Below are 17930 nucleotides of genomic sequence, written 5' to 3'. Positions count from 1 at the left end.
CAAACAGGAGAAGCTGCGATGGCGTTCGAACTCCCCCCGCTGCCCTATGACTATGACGCGCTGGAGCCGGTCATCTCGAAGGAGACGATGACGTTTCACCACGACAAGCACCACAAGGCCTATACCGACAAGCTGAACGAGGGCGTCGCGGCCGATCCGAAGCTGGAGGGCAAGTCGATCGAGGACATCCTCGGCATGATCTCGTCGCAGCCGCCGCTCGTTCGCAACAATGGCGGCGGATACTGGAACCATGATTTCTTCTGGAAGATCATGGCACCGAAGGGTTCGACCCAGCCATCGGGCGCGCTCAAGGACGCGATCGATGCCTATGGCGGACTCGACAAGTTGAAGGAGGACTTCAACACCAAGGGTGCGGGGCAGTTCGGCTCGGGCTGGGCGTGGGTCATCAAGGATTCAGGCGGCGCGCTGAAGGTGACGTCGACGCCGAACCAGGACAATCCGCTGATGGACGACGCCAAGGACAAGGGCACGCCGATCCTGGGCAACGACGTGTGGGAGCACGCCTATTACCTCACCTACAAGAATGACCGGCCGGGCTATCTGAAGGCATGGTGGGATATCGTGAACTGGGACGAGGCGGGGAAGCGGTTCGAGGGGGCGTGACACGCGCGCCACAGCGTTAGTCGTCACCCCAGCGAAGGCTGGGGTCCATGTCTGGCGGATTTGCCACCCGAGAAAGACATGGATCCCGGCCTGCGCCGGGATGACAAAAGAAGCCGGATGACGAACGAAACGGCCGCCTCAACCGGGGCGGCCTTTTCGCTTATTCCGGCGGCAGTTCCTCCGCGACCGCCTCGCCTTTCTCCAGCATCAGCCCGTGCTTCATCAGCATCGGCACGTTTGCGATGGCGAAGATCAGCGTCAGCGGGATTGCGCCCCACAGCTTGAAGCCCACCCAGAAATCGGTCGAGACGTTGCGCCAGACGGCTTCGTTCAGCACCGCCATGCCCACGAAAAAGACCGCCCAGTTGCGCGTCAGCTTGCGCCAGCCTTCGGCGTTCAGGCCCGGATAGGCGGTTTCCAGCAGCGACTGGAGCAGCGGCCGCCCGGTCGCCAGCCCGAAGCCAAGGACCGCGGCGAAGATCGCGTAGACGAAGGTCGGCTTCATCTTGATGAAGCGATCGTCGTGGAAATACACGGTCAGCCCGCCGAACACGACGACCAGCACGCCCGTAATCCACAGCATCGGCGAGATGTGCCGCGTCTTCACCCAGGACAGGATGAGCGCCGCGACCATCGCGATCATGAAGCCGATCGTCGCCACGATGATCCGCGCGATCGCTTCGCCGGGCGCGAGGAAATTGAGCGCGAAGAAAACGAGCAGCGGGCCGTAATCGAGCGCGAGGCGGAGGCCGGGGGAGGGTTTCGTTGTCATGCGCTTCGCTTCCGCAATGTAACCACCCCGGCGAAGGCCGGGGCCCAGTTGCGAGCGGATCGATGCTGGGCCCCGGCCTTCGCCGGGGTAGAAGATAGGAGCTGAGGAACAGTCATCGCGCGCTGTCCACCCCAGCAATGATCCGGCTCACTTCATTGGCATCGAACGGCCGCAGATCGGTCATTCCCTCACCGACCCCGATCGCGTGGATCGGCAGTCCGTATTTCTCCGCGGCCGCGACCAGCACGCCGCCGCGCGCTGTGCCGTCCAGCTTGGTCATCACGAGCCCGGTGACGCCGGCGACTTCCCTGAAGACCTCGATCTGGTTGAGCGCGTTCTGGCCGGTCGTCGCGTCGAGGACGAGGACGACGTCGTGCGGGCTTTCCGGATTGATCCGGCCGAGGACGCGGCGGACCTTGGCGAGCTCGTCCATCAGCTCGCGCTTGTTCTGGAGGCGCCCCGCGGTGTCGACGATCAGCACGTCGATGCCGGTTTCGGTCGCCTTCTTCACCGCGTCCCACACTACGCCTGCGGCGTCGCCGCCCTCGGGGCCGGTGACGATCGGCACGCCGACGCGCTCCGCCCAGGTGCGTAGTTGCCCGATCGCGGCGGCGCGGAAGGTGTCGCCCGCGGCGAGCATCACCCCGTAATCCTGCTCCATGAGCAGATGCGCGAGCTTGGCGATCGTCGTCGTCTTGCCGCTGCCGTTGACACCGATGACGAGGATCACCTGCGGGCGGGGGAAGGCGGTCACCTCGAGCGGCGTCGCGACCCTGGCGAGTGTCTTTTCAACCTCCTCGGCGACGACGAGGCGGATGCCGAGTTCCTCCATGTTACGCTCGAAACTGCCACCGGCGAGCCGCGTGCGGATCTTGCCCGCGGTGTCGGGGCCGAGATCGGACGCGATCAGCGCCTCCTCGATGTCGTCGAGCGTCGCATCGTCGAGCCGCGCGGTGCCGAGCCCGGCGAGATTGCCGACGAGCCTGTCCGACGTGCGGCGAAACCCGCCGAGAAGCTTGTCGTGCCAGCTTGGTGTCGTGCTCATGCAAGGGTTCCGATGAGGTGGGTGTCAGTGGCGGCGGTGATGCGGACTGGAACGACACATCCGATCCCCGTTCGGACTGAGCCTGTCGAAGCCCCGTTCTTCCTGTCTGCGGTCGCAAGAAAGGACGGCCCTTCGACAGGCTCAGGGCGAACGGAGAGAAGAAGGCGCACTTCGGCGAAAGCGGGTGTGTGGCCGCGGTCGCCTGGCTTTTCGATCAGGACCCATTGCGTCGTGCCGATAAGTCTCTTCAACCAAGCAGCCTTGCTCGCCCCAGCCGCCGTCCGCAGCTGCGCGGCGCGCGATCGGATTGTCTCGCGGTCGACCTGCGGCATCCGTGCGGCGGGGGTGCCGGGGCGCGGCGAATAGGGGAAGATGTGGCCGTGGACGATGTCGCAATCGTCGATCAACGCCAGAGTATTGGCGAATGCGCGCGCGTCCTCGGTCGGGAAGCCGGCGATCAGGTCCGCGCCGATCGCGATCTCGGGTCGTGCGGTCTTGAGCCGTTCGACGATGCGGACGGCATCCGCGCGCAAATGGCGGCGACGCATCCGCTTCAGGATCAGGTCATCACCCGCCTGGAGCGACAGATGAAGATGCGGCATCACCCGCGCCTCCTGCGTGACGAGAACGAACAGGCGGTCATCGATCTCGATCGAATCGATCGAGGACAGCCGCAGCCGTTCGAGCGCGGGGACATGACGCAGGATGCGCTCGACCAGCGAGCCGAGCGTCGGCGCGCCGGGCAGATCGTGGCCGTAGCTCGTCATGTCGACCCCGGTCAGCACGACCTCGCGCTTGCCCGTATCGACGAGTGCCGCAATCCGGTCGATGACGCTGCCCGCCGGTTCGGACCGGCTGGCGCCGCGTCCGGCGGGGATAGTGCAGAAGGTGCAGGCGTGGTCGCATCCGGTCTGCACCGCGACGAACGCGCGGGCGTGATCGGTGCTGGCCGCGATCGGTGTCGCGCCGCGCGCCTGCCAGCTTGCCGGCATCAGCTTGGCGGCGTTGTCGACCACCGCATCGACTTCGCCCATTGCGATGAAGGCGGGCGCATCGATCGTTGCCGCGCAGCCGGTCACCACCAGGCGCACAGAAGGCCGCGCGCGGCGGGCGCGGCGGATCGCCTGGCGCGTCTGTTTCACCGCTTCCGCGGTCACCGCGCAGCTGTTCACGACAACGACATCGCGGTCGCCGAGGAGCCCGCGGATCGTTTCGCTTTCGGCGATGTTGAGACGGCAGCCGAGGGAAATCACCTCGGGACCGGGAGCAATCGACATGGCCGACGATCTAGAGATGCCGCCCAGCGAAGTCCATGAATGTGCGCGTGCCGTGCTCGCCTTCTGGTTCGGCCTGCCCGCGGAGCAGCATTTCGCAAAGGACGAGGCGCTTGATCGGGGGATCACCGCGCGCTTCGGCCCGTTACGCAACCGCGTCTATGCCAGCGACGCGGCGGGATGGGGCGACGATCCCGAGACGCTCCTCGCCGCGATCGTCGTGCTCGATCAGTTCTCGCGCAACATCCACCGCGGCACCGCGCGCGCGTTCGAGGCGGACGATCTGGCGACGATGCTGACGCTGCGCGCGATCGAGAAGGGCTGGGACGCGGGCATGGCGGCCGAGCGTCTCCAGTTCCTCTACATGCCGCTGATGCACGCCGAGGACAGGATGCTTCAGCGGCTGAGCTTGGAGAAATTCGGGGCGCTGGGCGACGAGAAGATCATGACCTTCGCGCGCGATCATGCCGCCGTCATCGACACTTATGGCCGCTTCCCCTCGCGCAACGCGGCGCTCGGGCGTCGATCGACACCCGAAGAGGACGCCTATCTCGCCCGCCCCGACGCCGGCTGGTGAGCGATCAGTTCTGGCTGCCGACCTGTGCGACGCCGTCGTCGCCGATGCTGACATTCCATTCCTTGCCGTTGGTGCAGCGAACGCCCCAGCGCGCGCGGCCGTCCTTGTCGGGCGCGCGCTTCATGTCGCTGATCGCCTGGCAGTCGCCGTTCGCATCGGCGATCGCGCGGAACAGGACGCCGCGGACCTGACCGGGCGGGAGTGCGGCGACCTTGGCGAGGTAGCCGGTCGCGGCGGTGTTCGACACGGCCGCGCCATTGCCGCCGTCCCGGCCCGACTGGCCGCATCCCGATGCCATCAGGGCGAGAGCGGTGAGGGCGAACGAGTAACGGATGGGCATCGTGAATCTCCTTGGGCGACGCGAGGAACGCGCGGCCATCCTGAAGGGCCGGACGCTGAGGTGCAACCGGTCGGATCACCGCGCGTCGTTCCGGTAGGGAGCAGCGATCGAAGCGTCGAACACGATATTCCGCGCCCGATATAGTCCTAACGACGTATATCCAATATTAACAACTTGACCATGAAAGCGTTCTACTTGACGTGAACTTACTTACAAAAAATCACTTCACCGCATTTAAAACACAAAACGGCGGACACCCCCTGTCCAATATTGTCGAATAGGGACGAAACACCGCTGCGCCCCTTGCATAAGTAGTAAAGTTTTGAGGGGCGTTGAGGAAACGTCAAGGCAAAGGAAATTCCATGAAGTTCGCACTTATCAAGACCGCCAGCATGGTCGCTCTGGGCATGGCGGTTGCGGCGACTGCCCCGGCAAGCGCTCAGGACCGTGGCCATGCGGGCACGGATAGCGGCATGTCGCGCGGCCTGGACTCGGGCGTTTCGCGCGGTCTCGACAGCGGGGTCAACCGCGGTCTGGACAGCGGCGTGAACCGCGGTCTCGACAGCAACACCAACCGTGGCCTGGATTCGGGCTCGAAGCGCGGTGCCGACACCGGCCGTACTGGCGGTGAGCGCACCACGACGACGACCGGTTCGCGCATCCCGCGCTAAGGCGCCGATGGGTGATTCCTGATTGAAGGCCCGGCCGGCGCTTTGCAGGCCGGGCCTTCATGGTGAAGCGTGTAGCGGCATTGCTTAGGCGTCGAAGTATTGGCGAAGCGCTTTCGAGCGTGACCAAGTAATAAGCCGGTCGATCGGAAAACACGGTCAGTCTTTAGGATGAAGCCGCAAGGCCATTACCCAAATGCCCCGTTGCCACAGGACGGGCATGAGCGTGTAATCGGACCTGCGATAAACCCCACCCAGCTTATCGCACACGGCCGAAGCATCGGCTTCACAACGGACCCGGCGACCATCCCCCCTTTGTCGTCGGGTCCTATTTTGTCTGCGTCACTGATCCTCATCCCCGGAGAAGTTCGGCATACACCGCGGTCACTTGGTCATGGTGGCGTCTGGCGCTGAAGCGGGCGCGTGCCGCGCCGCGCGCGCGGGCGGCAAGTCGCGCAGCGGATGCGGGATCCGCGATCAGGTCTGCGCAACCTTGCGCGAGCGCATCGGCATCGTCCGCCGCAACGAGCACGCCGTAGCCGCCGTCCAGCGCCTCGATGTTGCCACCAGAGGCGGTCGCGATCACGGGGGTGCCCACCACCATCGCCTCGATCAGCGTCCGTCCGAACGGCTCGCCGATCGACGGCACGACAAGCTGGTCGCACGCCGCGATCCAGAACGCGCCCGGGGTGCGGTATCCCATCAGGCGGACGATATCCGCTGCATTGTTCTCCGCGATGCGCCGGTCGAGCGCGGCTGCCATTTCGGGCACGCGCGCTTCCCCGAACATCAGCCCGATCACCGGGCGACCGGTCAGCGTTCGCAGTCGCGCCATCATGTCGGCGAAGAGCAGCGGGCGCTTGCGCGGCACGAACGCGCCGAAATAGCCCAGGATTACCGTGTCCGGCGACACGCCGAGCTCGCGGACGAGCGTGGCCCGCGCCGCATCGCGATCGACCGCGATGTCGGTATCGAAGGGGCTGTGGACGACCTGCGCCTTGCGTGCGGCGGACCACAGGCCTTTGCGCGGCAGGGCGAAGGACGACACGGTCAACACCCGGTCGGCAAGGAGGGGGGCGGCGATGCGGAGTCCCAGTGCGCCGGGGTCGCCCCGGTGGTGCCAGACGATGCGCGCGCTGGCCAGCCGCGCCGCGAGCGCCCAGTTCGCGCTCGTGCGCCCATCGTTCAGATGCACGATCGCGATCCGATGACGCCGCAGGAAGCGCATCCGTTCCGGCACTCCGGCAAGCGTGCCGACGAACTTTGCGAGACCGAGTGCGTGACCCGGCACGAAGCGGCGCGGGCGGGCGACCGGATCGGGCAGCATTTCATGCCCTGCGAACAGGCGTGCGATGTTGCCATCGGCAAGCTCTGGAACGATGAGCGCACGGTAGTGTGCTGGATCGAGCTGGCCGACCAGCCCCAGGACCGAGACGTGGCTTCCCCCGACCGCGTCGCCCGAAAAGGGGAAGCAGATGCGCACGGGTTCGCTGGCTTCGGTCGCAGGCGGTGCCGCGCGGATCGGGGAGGTGAGCGCGTTCACACCGGATCGGCAGGTCGCATCGCGCGACGCGCCATATCGTCGAGGAAGGCATCGAGATGGGTGACGCCGCGCCCATCGGTCGCCCAGGCATCGAAGCGGCGCGGGTCCGCGCCGTGCGCCGCTTCCCAGCGGTCGTCCATCCCGTCCTCGTCGGTATCGGGATAGGGCGTGCCGGGTGCGATCGCCGGAATCTCGCCCGGCTGGTGGACGATCCGGCCGCCGCGCTTCCTGATGTTGGCGACGATCTTCGCGTCGAAGGCGTCTCGCGGGAACGCGCCGGCGGTCGCGAGAACCGACTCATAGGCTGCCTGCGCCGGCTGCGCCTTCACCGTGCCGGGGCAGGGCGGCGCGGATTCTGTCACCTCGGCCAGCGTCGGCGACATCGGGACGAAGCCGCCGTCGAAATCATTGTCCCAAAGGTAAACCCGTGCCCGCCCGGTCGATCCTGGCGCGTTGCGCGCGATACCGATCGCGTGCGCGGCGGTATTGGGGCCGGCGATGAAGCTGTTGCCGATCAACGCGACGGGGACGCCGCCGAACTTCTCCCAGATTTCGGCGAATTCCGACTGGGCGTTGTAGAAGACGTTGTTGACGATCTCGACGCACGATTTGGGCGTGAAATCGAGCTCCGGATTGCGGTCGCCATTGTGCGCGCAAATGTTGCCGACGAAGCTGAAGCGCTGCGGCCCCTTCGGGTCGCTCGCCAGCAGCGCGCATTTGTCATGTCGCGGAATGCCTTGCGCGAAGATCGAGTTGCTGACGGTGATTCGGTCGTTGTCGCCATAGCCGTTGATGAGTTCGTCACGTGCCCAGCTCGCGCTCACATGATCGAGGATGACATTGTCGCTGTTCTCGATCGTGAAACTGTCTTCCGACCCGCGGCTGCCGCCGATACGGTCGTTGCGGACGCGGATGAAGCGGATGACGATATCGTGGGTGTCCTTGACGAGGATCGGCGTGCGGCCGAGCGGGCCGCCCGAATGCGCGATCGTCACGCCGCCGCCCGGCGCGGTCTGTCCCGCGATCGTGAGGAAGGGATTGCGGATGACCGGCGGCTTGTCGGCAAAGCGGATCACCCCGGCGACACGGAAGACGCAGGTGCGCGGGCCCGACGCCTCCACGCACGCACGGAAGCTTCCGGCCACGCCATCGGCGAGCGTCGTCACCGCGATGACGCGCCCGCCGCGTCCTCCGGCGGCGGCCGCGCCGTAACCGATGGCACCGCCGAACGCCGGTTTCCCCGCAACCGGCTGCGGTGCAGGCGGCGGCGCGGCGGCGGCGCTTTTAGCGCGCGAGCATCCTGCGCTGCCGATCGCGATGGCAAAGCTGGCGGCGATCAGCAGGGCGCGTAGCGGTGTCACGATTCGTCCTCGGCGGGCACGCCCAGCGCGTAGCCGTAGCGTCGGAGAAGCGGTGCGGTCAGTAGGGTGACCCACCAACGCCGCAACCGCGGCATCGCGGTCTTCCAGCGTTCATCGCTGGCAATCGTGATCGCGCTCTGCATCCGGTGGCGGCTGCCGGCGACCTGATGCTGCGGGACCATCGGCGCGCCGAGCACGCTTGGCACCGGGCGCTCTCCGACGAGCGTCAGGATGCGCGCGAGAGTGGCGGGCGGATCGGCGACGAATTCCTCGTAGCGCACCCGCACATGGCGGCCCGGCCCGACACGGCGGCATAGCCATTCGGTCGCCAGGTTGACGATCGACCAGCGCAGCGCGGTGTAGGCGAGGGGCTTCGGGCGAAGCTCGCGCTGGACGCCCTTGTCGACCTGCCGCTTGATCGCCTTGTTCAGCGACCACGCGACACCGCGCGGATCGCGGACGACATGGACGACGAACAGCTCGATCCCCTCCATCGCCGCGAGCGCAAGGGCGCGCCCCGGCAGCTTCGAGGAATCGACGACGACGGGTCGCGCGGATCGTGCAACGACGGCGCGCAGCAGCTTGACGGTGCGCGCGGCATGGGCGTCGCCGCGCCAGCGCTCCGCGATGCGGCCAAGCCCGAGGATCGTCTCCGTCCGCTCCTGCGCGCGGCGATAGTCGTCGATCAGCGTTGGCGGCTCGCCGGCGCGCCAGTCGGTGACGATCTCGCGCCACACCGGGCAGGCACGCACCGATGCGCCGCATGCGCAATATTCGTCATTCGCCCAGACATGGCGCGCGAGCGTCGCGATCTCGCCGCCGCCCATGACGGCCGGATGCTCGCCGAGTGCGATATCGAGCAGGGTCGTGCCGCTGCGCCCATAGCCCGCTATGTAGAGGACCTTCACCCTTGCTGGCGTCGCGTGCGCGTTCGGTTCGCGAGACGGATCGATCGCGGGTTCCGGGTCGCGGAGCGGCGAGAGAACTGAACGCACGAAGGACACCCCAACGCTGCCTGAAGATCACGGTTATCCGGTCGGTGCGCCGCGTCTTCAATCGATCAGCGGGATGGCGGTCGCACCATTACGGGTAGGCCGGGCTAGCCCGACGGCACCGCAAACCCCGCAACGTCGATGATCCTGACCGAAAGAGGTAATCCCTGTCGGAAAGGCGTAGCCAGCATGACTGACCGCACTCTCCCGAAGGCCGTTTGCGGTCTGGTCCGTCCGCGCGCAGGGTCAGCGCGGCGCCAGTCGGTCGGCCGGCGTCACCCAGAAATCGTGCGGGGACCACTGCGTGACCAGCGATGTCATCGAACCCGTGCAGCCCGGCTGGCGCGCCACCGCGCCCAGCCTGCGCGTCGCGATGGACGAGCACGCCGTCGCCTGGGGCAGGATCGCGAAGTCGTGCCTGTTCTTTGCGGTGTTCTTCAGCGGATGGAGTCTGCTGCGCGTCGGGCAAATCAATCTGACCTTTTCCGACATCGCCTTCTTTGCCTGCCTTGGCATCGTCGCGGTGCAGGGACGGCTGAACCTGATGCCCTTCGGTCCGCTGACGCCTTACTGGATCGCCGGGCTGGCGATGATGCTCGGCGGGCTGTTCGTCAGCTCGATCATCAATGGCGATCCGCTGCGCTGGGCCAATGTGGCGAGCCAGTATACCGTCGCCTACCTCTTTATCCCGCTCCTTCTGATGCAGCAGGAGCGGCGGCTGACCCGAATCCTGCCCATGCTCTTCGTGCTTGGCACCACCTTGTCGGAAGCGATCGGGATCGCGACGACCTTCGTCTTCACCTACCACGATACGATCGGGCTGCTCGGCGACGGGTTCATCACGGGCAACGACCGGCTGGGTGCGATGGCCGGCCAACCCAATCCCAACGGCGCGGTCGTCGCCTTTTCGCTGCCGATGCTGATCTACACGTTGAACATAAAGGCCATGCCACGGCTGCTGGGCCTAGTCTGCGCCGTCATTCTGCTGTGGGGGTTGATGCTCAGCGCATCGTTCACCGGCTTCTTCGCCTGTATCGTCGCGATCGGCCTTACGCTGACGGTGCTGGGTTTCCGCCATGTCGTACGCCTCGGTCTTGTCATGGCGGTCGCGCTCGGGCTGTTCGTGGCGAGTGGTGCGCCGTTGCCGAAGGCGTTCCAGACCCGCGTCGGCAGCGCGGTCGAAAGCGGCGACATCAACCAGGCCGGCACGTTCGTGAACCGGTCGGAACTGATCGCGGAGGCGTGGACCTTTGCGGAAAACACGACCGTGATCGGCATGGGGGTCGATCGTTACCGGGAACTCAGCCAATACGACAATCCGGTGCACGACCTGTATCTGCTGATCTGGAACGAGGGCGGCGCGGTCGCCTTTGTCGGGCTGATGACGATGCTCGTCCTCCTGGTCATCATGGCGATCGCGGGGTTGAAGCGAAGTCGGCCGGGAGGGGCGATGGCCTGCGCGGTGGTGGCCGTTTTCCTTATCTACACCGCGTCCTACCCGCACATGTATTCGCGCATGTGGGTGATGCCGGTGATGGTCGCGCTGAGCGTCATCTATGTCCGGCCCGAGCCTGCGCGCGGGGTGCAGGACCCGATCCCGCCCGATCCGGTCGCGGCCTAGACCCTGTCGCCATTCTCGAATTTCAGCGCGGCGAGCGCGGTGCGGTTCGCGACCTTCATCTTGCGGAAGATATTGTGGAGGTGAATTTTCACCGTTCCCTCCGCCGTTCCCACCTGCGCCGCGATGGCGCGGTTCGACAGGCCGCGCGAAACCAGATCGGCAATCTCGCGCTCGCGCGGGGTCAGCCGTGCGACGCGGCGCGCGGCTGGCGGCGGTATCGGATCGATTGTTTCCCGGGGTTCCTCGTGCTGCCAGCGCTCCCCCGCCGCGACCGTGCACAGGCATGCAATGAGCGTTCCCGGCGCATCGTCCTTCGGCACGACGCCCCACGCGCCGAGCGCCAGCGCTCGCGATTTCTGCGCGGGCGTGATCGTCGCGGCCAAAAGGACGACCCGCGTCGACAGGTTGGCCTGACTGATACGGCGAAGCACGGCCAGGCCGTCGAGATCGTGCATCGCTAGATCGAAAACGGCGATGTCGGGTTTCAGTCGCTCGACCAGCGCCAGCGCCTGCCGCCCGGTGCTCGCCATGCCGACGACCTGAAAGCCCGGTTCGACCGATACCAGGTCAGCGAGCCCGCGCAGCAGGAACGGGTGGTCGTCGGCCAGGATGACTCGCCGCGCGGTCACGGGCGTCGCCGATCGCGCATACGGCCGGCGTGCGCACAACCCGCGCCGCACGCGCGGAATCCTCGTCCGTCGCTTCCGAATAGGTCTGACATCGGCCCTTCCTAGGCGCGATCCTTTGCCATGGGCGACGCGCCATCAGAACGGCAATTCCGGGTACCGCGGGGCGTCATGCTTTCGGCGGTGTGCGGTGTTCGGCGCCTGCGCGGCGGATATGCCGAAGTCTTAGCCCGTATGCGCAAGCCCCCGCTCCGATGCGCTTTTGCACCGCAGCGCGGGTCGCCGCACACTCCCTTGCAACGTCGGAAGTCCGTGGAGGGGGGATTCAACCTGCGCGCTTCCGCCTAATCCCGAGGGACTGTCATGGCGCCAGCACAACTAGCCCTGATCGACGGAAATTATCGCGGCGCGATGGCCGAATCCCCGCGCGATCTTTCGTTCGAGATGCAGCGCATGTCGGCGCGCCAGATCTGGTTCCTGCTCAGGCGCCATCTGCCGATGGTGCTCGGGATCGTGACGGTGTGCGTCGCGGTCGTCACCTTCATCCAGCTGCGTCTGCCCGACCAGTATGAAGCGACCGCGACCGTCCAGGTCGAGCTGAATGACGCCAACGGATCGAACCAGGCGGATGCCGCGCGCAACCAGCAGCGCGTCGCCAACGAAGCGCGCATCTACCGATCGCAGGCGCTGGCCGAACAGGTCGTGAAGGACCTCGATCTCGAGCATAATGCGACCTTCACCGCGGGCACGCCGATGACCGCGCAGCAGGCGACGATGCAGTTGATGGCCCAGACGCGGGTCGTCAGCGCGAACGATTCCGATTTCATCGACATCGTCGTGCGCGAGGGCACGCCGCAGCTCGCCGCGCGCGTCGCCAACCGCTATGTCGAGAGCCTGCAGAAGCTGCGCTCCAACCGCCGCCAGACGTGGCGCGACGGCGTGACCCGCGCGCTCGCTTCGGAAAGCGCGCGGCTGGGCGGCGAGGTCGAGAAGGCCGAGCGCGCCGTCGCCGAATTCCGCCGCGCCCACAACATGCCGATCGGCGCGGGGAGCGCCGAGGACTATCAGCAGATGAACCGCATCGCGGTCGAGGAAGCGTCCGCCGCCGCGATGAACGCCGCCACCGCGCAGCGTTCGGCCAGCGCCGCCAGCGCTGCGCAGATGCGCACGGTCGCCGGCGCGACGTCGCCCGTCGTCGATGCGCTGCAACGCCAGTATGACGACCTGCAGCGCGAGCGTTCGCAGCTTTCGGTCGCGCTCGGCGCGAACCATCCCGACCGTCAGCGGGTCGAGGCGCAACTCACCCAGGTCCGAACCGATCTCGATCGCGAGCGCGCAGCGGTCATCTCCGCCGAGCGGACGAAGAACAGCACCGATGCCGGGCGCGAGCAGCAGCTGGCCGGCGGCGAGGCACGGGCGGCGGCAGCGCGGGCCGGACAGCTTCAGGCGCGGCTGTCCACGCTTGCGGCGCAGACCTTTCGCAACAACGCGAACAATGTCGATCTGTCGGTGCTCGATCGCCGCGCCGAGGTCGCGCGGCAGGCGTATCTGACGACGGCGCAGCGTGCCCAGACGGTGCGCTCCGAACTGGAAACCACGGGCGTCAATTCCAGCATGGTGTCGGCCGCCACCGCGCCGCTGATCCCGGTCGCGCCGGCGCCCAAGAAGATGGCGCTTGCCGCCTTTGTCGGATCGCTGATGCTCGCGCTGCTGATCGTGTTCTGCATCGAGATGTTCGACAACAAGCTGCGCAGCGGGGAGCAGCTGCACCGCCTGTTCGGCTTGCGCACCTTCGCGATGCTGCCGCTGCTGCCGCGCGAAATCCCGATGACGACTGAGGACAATCCGGTGGTCACCGAACCCCAGTCGCTGTTCGCGGAAGTCGCCCGCACCCTCACGTCGGAGATCGGCGACCTGGCGGCTGGCCGCGAGAGCCAGAGCGTCCTCGTCACCTCGCCGCTGCCCGGCGACGGCAAGTCGAGCGTCGCGCTGACGATCGCGGCGGCGGCGGTGTCGATGGGGCGAAGTGCGGTCGTCGTTGATCTCGACCTCCGGCGTCCGGGACCGAGCATCCTGCGCACGATCCAGGGAACGTCGGGCATGCCCGATCTGGTCGAGCTGCTGACCCGCACCGGCGACATGCAGCAGCTGATCCCGGCGGCGAAGGCCGGGGAAGGCGATGCCGCGGCCGAGCTGGCACCGGTCGTGCTGAGCACCCGCGAACCGGTGCGCAATCCGGCGTCGCTGATCCAGGGCTGGCAGGTCGCGCGGCTGCTGAACGATCTCCACGACCGCTTCGATCTGGTGGTCATCAATGCGCCGGCGATCCTGGCGGTGCGCGACGCGACGACGCTGTCGGGGATCGCCGATTCGACCGTCATGGTCGTCCACTGGGGCAAGACCACGGTCGAGCAGCTTCGCGCCGCGATGCAGCTGCTGCACACGCCGGTCGCTGGCGCGGTGTTCAACCAGGTCGATTATCCCGAGCATGCGCGGCGCGGTTATGGCGATGCCGTCCAGTTCTACATGGGGTCCGCTTCCTATTATTCGGACGGCTTTGCGCGGCGTCGCAGCTGGTCGCAGGGGCTGCGAGACCGCGTGCGCCACGGCTTTCACCGCGAGGCTGCCTAAGTGGACGCCGCGGCGCGGGCACGACGGGAGGATTCGGCGACGACGGGCAGCGTGCCTGCGGCGATCACCGTCCTGGTGGTCGATCCAAGCGACTTCAGCCGCGCGTGCACCGTGGCGGGCCTTGGGTCGGCGTCCGAATTCATCGTCGAATCCTGTGCGACGATCGCCCAGTGCGACCGCGACATCGCCGCCGACCTGATCCTGTTCCAGATTGCGGAGGGCGGCATCGGCGGCGGCACGCTTGGCGCCCAGCTTGCGCTGGCGGAACGGCGCTGGCCCAATGCGGCTTCGCTCGTCGTCGCGCCGCATGTCGAGATCGAGGAGCTGCTGGCGGCGATCCGGGCCGGCGCGCAGGGGCTGCTGACCGCGAACGCCAGCGTCGAGTGCCTGCGCAGCGCGATCCTGCTGCTGGTGAACGGCATCGGCGTCTATCCGGTATCGCTGACCGAGTTCCTCTCCCGCGCGCCGGAGCCGGCCACGGCGGCGCGCGCCGAGCCGCCGTCGCCGTTCGAGGCGGGGCGGCTGAACACGCTGACGAAGCGCCAGCAGGATGTGCTCCAGCTCCTCGCACTCGGCTTTTCGAACAAGGCGATCGCCCAGCGCCTCGCGATCAGCGAGAGCACGGTGAAGGTCCATATCCGCGCGATCATGGCACAGAACGGCGCCACCAACCGCACGCAGATCGTCGCGCATTTCCTGAAGGGGAACGCCAATGACCAGTGACGTCCAGCCTCTCCAGCACCGTGCCGCGCCGCCGTGGATCTCGCAGGGCAGCCTGCCGCCCTTCACCCATCTCGATGCGCTGGAGGCCGAGGCGATCCACATCATGCGCGAGGTCGTGGCGGAGGCGGACCGGCCTGTCATGCTCTATAGCATCGGCAAGGATTCGGCCGTCATGCTGCATCTGGCGCGCAAGGCGTTCTACCCCTCCCGCCTGCCGTTCCCGCTGCTCCATGTCGACACGACGTGGAAGTTCCGCGCCATGTATGCGCTGCGCGACAAGGTGGCGGCCGACCCCGATATCGACCTGATCGTCCACCGCAACCCGCAGGCGCTGGCGCAGGGGATCAATCCCTTCGACCACGGCCCGCGTCACACCGAGATGTGGAAGACCGAGGGGCTGAAGCAGGCACTTGACCTTTACGGCTTCGACGCGGCGTTCGGTGGCGCACGGCGCGACGAGGAGAAGAGCCGCGCGAAGGAGCGCGTCTTCTCGTTCCGCACCGCGAGCCACCGCTGGGACCCGAAACAGCAGCGCCCCGAGCTGTGGCGCCACTACAGCGCGCGCAAGAATCGCGGGGAATCGATGCGCGTCTTCCCCTTGAGCAATTGGACCGAGCTCGACATCTGGCAGTATATCGCGCGTGAGGAGATCGAGATCCCCTCGCTCTATTTCGCCGCCGTCCGCCCCACCGTCGAACGCGACGGCGTGCTGCTGATGGTCGACGACGCCCGCTTTCCGCTCGCCGCCGGCGAAGTGCCGGTGCAGCGCCGCGTCCGCTTCCGCACCCTCGGCTGCTACCCGCTCACCGGCGCGGTCGAAAGCGACGCGGCCGATATCGAGGCGATCGTTGCCGAGACGTTGCTGACCCGCACCTCCGAACGCCAGGGCCGGGTGATCGATTCCGATCAGGCCGCCAGCATGGAGCAGAAGAAGCAGGAGGGGTATTTCTGATGGCCACCGCAATTTCCTCCGCCTTCGAAACCTGCGCGACACCGGCGCCGGAAGGCGTCGTCGTGCCGTTCGGATATCAGCAGTCGCTGCTGCGCTTCATCACCTGCGGATCGGTCGATGACGGCAAGTCGACGCTCATCGGGCGCATGCTCTACGATTCCAAATCGCTGCTCGACGACCAGCTGACGACGCTGGCGGAGGACAGCCGCAAGGCCGGAGGCGGCGGCGGGCGGCTCGATTTCGCCTCGCTCGTCGATGGGCTCTCGGCCGAGCGCGAGCAGGGCATCACGATCGATGTCGCCTACCGATTCTTCAATTCCAGCCGGCGCAAGTTCATCGTCGCGGATACCCCGGGCCATGAGCAGTATACCCGTAACATGGTGACCGGCGCGTCGACCGCCGATCTCGCGGTCGTGCTCATCGACGCGCGCAAGGGCGTGCTGACCCAGACGCGCCGGCACAGTTATCTCGTCCACCTCGTCGGCATTCGCCAGATCATTCTTGCGGTGAACAAGATGGATCTCGTCGGCTACGACCAGGCGACCTTCGACGCGATCGTCGCGGACTATGGCGATTTCGCCGCATCGATCGGGATCGAGGCGTTCACCGCCATCCCGATCGCCGCGATCGACGGCGACAATATCGCGGCGTCCGCCACGACCATGCCTTGGTATGCCGGCCCGACGCTGCTCGATGCGCTCGATCATGCCGAGCTGCCCGAACGCCGCGGCGCCGATGCCGGATTCGCGATGCAGGTCCAGTGGGTCAATCGTCCGAACCTCGATTTTCGCGGGGTGTCGGGCACGGTCGCCGCGGGCACGGTGCGGCCCGGGGACCGTGTCCGCCTCGCGCCATCGGGGCTGATGACACAGGTTGCGCGGATCGTGACGTTCGACGGCGATCTGCCCGTGGCGCACACCGGGCAGGCGGTGACTCTCGCTTTTGCCGAGGACGTGGATTGTTCGCGCGGCGATGTCGTCGCGGCAGCTTCGCATCCGATCGAGGTGGCCGACCAGTTCGAGGTCGATCTCGTCTGGATGAACGCCGAGCCGATGCTGCCCCAGCGCCCTTATCTGTTGAAAATGGGCGCGCGCAGCGCCACCGCGACGGTCACCGACCTGAAATACCGCCTCGATGTGAACACTTTGGCGAAGGAAGCTGCGAAGACGCTCCCGCTCAACGGCATCGGCGTGTGCAACATCTCGCTCGACCGGCAGATCCCGTTCGCGCCGTTCGCCGACAATATCGACCTTGGCAGCTTCATCCTGATCGACCGCGCGACCAACGAGACGGTCGGAGCCGGCATGATCCGCTTCGCGCTGCGCCGCACGCAGAACATCCACTGGCAGTCGATCGACGTCACGCGAGAGGCGCACGCGCGCCAGAAGCAGCAGCATCCGCGCGTGCTGTGGTTCACCGGGCTGTCGGGGGCGGGCAAATCGACGATCGCGAACCTCGTCGAGAAGAAGCTGCTGGCGCTCGGCAAGCATAGCTTCCTGCTCGACGGGGACAATGTGCGCCACGGGCTGAGCCGCGATCTCGGCTTCACCGATGCCGACCGCGTGGAGAATATCCGCCGCATCGGCGAGGTCGCGAAGATCATGACCGATGCCGGGCTGATCGTACTCACCGCCTTCATCTCCCCCTTCCGCGCCGAACGCGAGATGGTACGCCGGATGATCCCGGCGGGTGAGTTCATCGAAATCCATGTCGACACACCGCTGGACGTGGCGGAGGCGCGTGACGTGAAGGGCCTCTACGGCCGTGCCCGCCGCGGCGAGCTGGCGAACTTCACCGGCATCGATTCGCCCTATGAGACGCCCGAGGCGCCGGAACTGGTCGTCGATACCTGCGCGATGCCCCCGGAAGAGGCAGCCGAGCGCGTCGTCACGCACCTTCTCGCGCTCGACGGAGACTGAGCCATGTTCCTCCAGGGAGGCGAGCGGCACAGCCGGTCGATCGCAAAGGCCGTGTCCTGGCGCACGCTTGGCAGCATCGACACGTTTCTGCTCGGCTGGTTCTTCACCGGCAACGTCGGCGCCGCTGGGGCGATCGCATCGACCGAGGTGCTCACCAAGCTGACGCTCTACTACGTCCATGAGCGCGGCTGGTCGCTTGTCCGCTGGGGAACGGTGCACGAACTGCCGGCCGATCCCATCGCGCAACCCGCCGAATGATACC

Annotated in this window: 17 protein-coding genes; 9 read left to right on the top strand and 8 right to left on the bottom strand. The window is 66.8% G+C overall.

The window, feature by feature from the left end:
• Nucleotides 1-18 precede the first annotated feature (18 nt).
• A complete protein-coding gene (locus tag BOS5A_RS00735; RefSeq protein WP_151953311.1) occupies nt 19-624 on the top strand; it encodes a superoxide dismutase in 606 nt (201 codons plus the stop codon).
• Between the two features lie 160 nt (nt 625-784).
• Here BOS5A_RS00735 and BOS5A_RS00730 read toward each other — a convergent pair whose 3' ends face one another.
• The 3 genes from BOS5A_RS00730 to mtaB all read right to left on the bottom strand — a co-directional run bounded on the left by BOS5A_RS00730 (nt 785) and on the right by mtaB (nt 3718).
• Nucleotides 785-1396, bottom strand: coding sequence for a septation protein A (locus tag BOS5A_RS00730; RefSeq protein ID WP_151953310.1), 612 nt, complete (start codon nt 1394-1396; stop codon nt 785-787).
• Between the two features lie 112 nt (nt 1397-1508).
• Nucleotides 1509-2441 (bottom strand): signal recognition particle-docking protein FtsY, encoded by a 933-nt coding sequence (ftsY, locus tag BOS5A_RS00725; protein ID WP_151953309.1) that lies wholly within the window; start codon nt 2439-2441, stop codon nt 1509-1511.
• A complete protein-coding gene (mtaB, locus tag BOS5A_RS00720) occupies nt 2438-3718 on the bottom strand; it encodes a tRNA (N(6)-L-threonylcarbamoyladenosine(37)-C(2))-methylthiotransferase MtaB (RefSeq protein ID WP_151953308.1) in 1281 nt (426 codons plus the stop codon). The genes ftsY and mtaB overlap by 4 nt, the downstream gene beginning before the upstream one ends.
• Between mtaB and BOS5A_RS00715 the strand changes: the two genes are divergently transcribed.
• Nucleotides 3717-4292: a DUF924 family protein gene (locus tag BOS5A_RS00715; RefSeq protein ID WP_151953307.1), complete on the top strand. Its 576-nt coding sequence runs from the start codon at nt 3717-3719 to the stop codon at nt 4290-4292. The two genes, mtaB and BOS5A_RS00715, sit on opposite strands and share 2 nt — an antisense overlap.
• A 4-nt stretch (nt 4293-4296) precedes the next feature.
• Here the strand turns inward: BOS5A_RS00715 and BOS5A_RS00710 are convergent, their stop codons facing one another.
• Complete coding sequence (locus BOS5A_RS00710; protein WP_151953306.1) at nt 4297-4632, bottom strand: hypothetical protein; 336 nt, start codon at nt 4630-4632, stop codon at nt 4297-4299.
• A 362-nt stretch (nt 4633-4994) separates the two neighbouring features.
• On the opposite strand from BOS5A_RS00710, the gene BOS5A_RS00705 reads away from it, so the two are divergent.
• Nucleotides 4995-5303: a hypothetical protein gene (locus BOS5A_RS00705; RefSeq protein ID WP_151953305.1), complete on the top strand. Its 309-nt coding sequence runs from the start codon at nt 4995-4997 to the stop codon at nt 5301-5303.
• Between the two features lie 349 nt (nt 5304-5652).
• On the opposite strand, the gene BOS5A_RS00700 is transcribed toward BOS5A_RS00705, so the two are convergent.
• The 3 genes from BOS5A_RS00700 to BOS5A_RS00690 are packed head-to-tail and all read right to left on the bottom strand — an operon-like array spanning nt 5653 to nt 9199.
• The gene (locus BOS5A_RS00700) at nt 5653-6843 is read right to left on the bottom strand and encodes a glycosyltransferase (protein WP_234419131.1); all 1191 of its coding nucleotides are present in this window, start codon (nt 6841-6843) and stop codon (nt 5653-5655) included.
• On the bottom strand, nt 6840-8204 hold the full coding sequence (locus BOS5A_RS00695) for a pectate lyase family protein (RefSeq protein WP_234419130.1): 1365 nt from the start codon (nt 8202-8204) through the stop codon (nt 6840-6842). Before BOS5A_RS00695 ends, BOS5A_RS00700 begins: the two co-directional genes overlap by 4 nt.
• Complete coding sequence (locus tag BOS5A_RS00690) at nt 8201-9199, bottom strand: sulfotransferase family protein (RefSeq protein WP_234419129.1); 999 nt, start codon at nt 9197-9199, stop codon at nt 8201-8203. Before BOS5A_RS00690 ends, BOS5A_RS00695 begins: the two co-directional genes overlap by 4 nt.
• A gap of 301 nt (nt 9200-9500) precedes the next feature.
• Here BOS5A_RS00690 and BOS5A_RS00685 point away from each other — a divergent pair, with 301 nt between their 5' ends.
• On the top strand, nt 9501-10817 hold the full coding sequence (locus BOS5A_RS00685; RefSeq protein WP_234419128.1) for an O-antigen ligase family protein: 1317 nt from the start codon (nt 9501-9503) through the stop codon (nt 10815-10817).
• Here the strand turns inward: BOS5A_RS00685 and BOS5A_RS00680 are convergent.
• Entirely contained in the window at nt 10814-11446 is a 633-nt protein-coding gene (locus tag BOS5A_RS00680; protein ID WP_151953303.1) for a response regulator, read from the bottom strand. The two genes, BOS5A_RS00685 and BOS5A_RS00680, sit on opposite strands and share 4 nt — an antisense overlap.
• 408 nt (nt 11447-11854) lie before the next feature.
• Between BOS5A_RS00680 and BOS5A_RS00675 the strand changes: the two genes are divergently transcribed.
• Genes BOS5A_RS00675 through BOS5A_RS00655 form a run of 5 tightly spaced genes read left to right on the top strand, consistent with a single transcriptional unit; the run spans nt 11855 to nt 17926 of the window.
• Nucleotides 11855-14074, top strand: a complete 2220-nt coding sequence (locus BOS5A_RS00675; RefSeq protein ID WP_234419127.1) for a GumC family protein — start codon at nt 11855-11857, stop codon at nt 14072-14074.
• Nucleotides 14075-14797: a response regulator transcription factor gene (locus tag BOS5A_RS00670; protein WP_151953301.1), complete on the top strand. Its 723-nt coding sequence runs from the start codon at nt 14075-14077 to the stop codon at nt 14795-14797.
• 52 nt (nt 14798-14849) lie between these two features.
• Nucleotides 14850-15749: a sulfate adenylyltransferase subunit CysD gene (gene cysD, locus BOS5A_RS00665; protein ID WP_151953428.1), complete on the top strand. Its 900-nt coding sequence runs from the start codon at nt 14850-14852 to the stop codon at nt 15747-15749.
• Entirely contained in the window at nt 15749-17668 is a 1920-nt protein-coding gene (gene cysN, locus BOS5A_RS00660) for a sulfate adenylyltransferase subunit CysN (protein ID WP_151953300.1), read from the top strand. The genes cysD and cysN overlap by 1 nt, the downstream gene beginning before the upstream one ends.
• A gap of 3 nt (nt 17669-17671) precedes the next feature.
• Nucleotides 17672-17926, top strand: a complete 255-nt coding sequence (locus BOS5A_RS00655) for a DUF2061 domain-containing protein (RefSeq protein WP_151953299.1) — start codon at nt 17672-17674, stop codon at nt 17924-17926.
• Nucleotides 17927-17930 lie beyond the last annotated feature (4 nt).

It is taken from the genome of Sphingomonas sp. EC-HK361 (assembly GCF_902498785.1).
GTDB lineage: Bacteria > Pseudomonadota > Alphaproteobacteria > Sphingomonadales > Sphingomonadaceae > Sphingomonas.
This window is presented reverse-complemented; position numbering and strand designations above follow the sequence as displayed.

Excerpts from the sequence above, each read along its gene's own strand:
- BOS5A_RS00735 (WP_151953311.1), top strand. The coding sequence starts at position 19 with ATGGCGTTCGAACTCCCCCCGCTGCCCTATGACTATGACGCGCTGGAG.
- BOS5A_RS00730 (WP_151953310.1), bottom strand. The coding sequence starts at position 1,396 with ATGACAACGAAACCCTCCCCCGGCCTCCGCCTCGCGCTCGATTACGGC.
- ftsY (WP_151953309.1), bottom strand. The coding sequence starts at position 2,441 with ATGAGCACGACACCAAGCTGGCACGACAAGCTTCTCGGCGGGTTTCGC.
- BOS5A_RS00715 (WP_151953307.1), top strand. The coding sequence starts at position 3,717 with ATGGCCGACGATCTAGAGATGCCGCCCAGCGAAGTCCATGAATGTGCG.
- mtaB (WP_151953308.1), bottom strand. The coding sequence starts at position 3,718 with ATGTCGATTGCTCCCGGTCCCGAGGTGATTTCCCTCGGCTGCCGTCTC.
- BOS5A_RS00710 (WP_151953306.1), bottom strand. The coding sequence starts at position 4,632 with ATGCCCATCCGTTACTCGTTCGCCCTCACCGCTCTCGCCCTGATGGCA.
- BOS5A_RS00705 (WP_151953305.1), top strand. The coding sequence starts at position 4,995 with ATGAAGTTCGCACTTATCAAGACCGCCAGCATGGTCGCTCTGGGCATG.
- BOS5A_RS00675 (WP_234419127.1), top strand. The coding sequence starts at position 11,855 with ATGGCCGAATCCCCGCGCGATCTTTCGTTCGAGATGCAGCGCATGTCG.
- cysN (WP_151953300.1), top strand. The coding sequence starts at position 15,749 with ATGGCCACCGCAATTTCCTCCGCCTTCGAAACCTGCGCGACACCGGCG.
- BOS5A_RS00655 (WP_151953299.1), top strand. The coding sequence starts at position 17,672 with ATGTTCCTCCAGGGAGGCGAGCGGCACAGCCGGTCGATCGCAAAGGCC.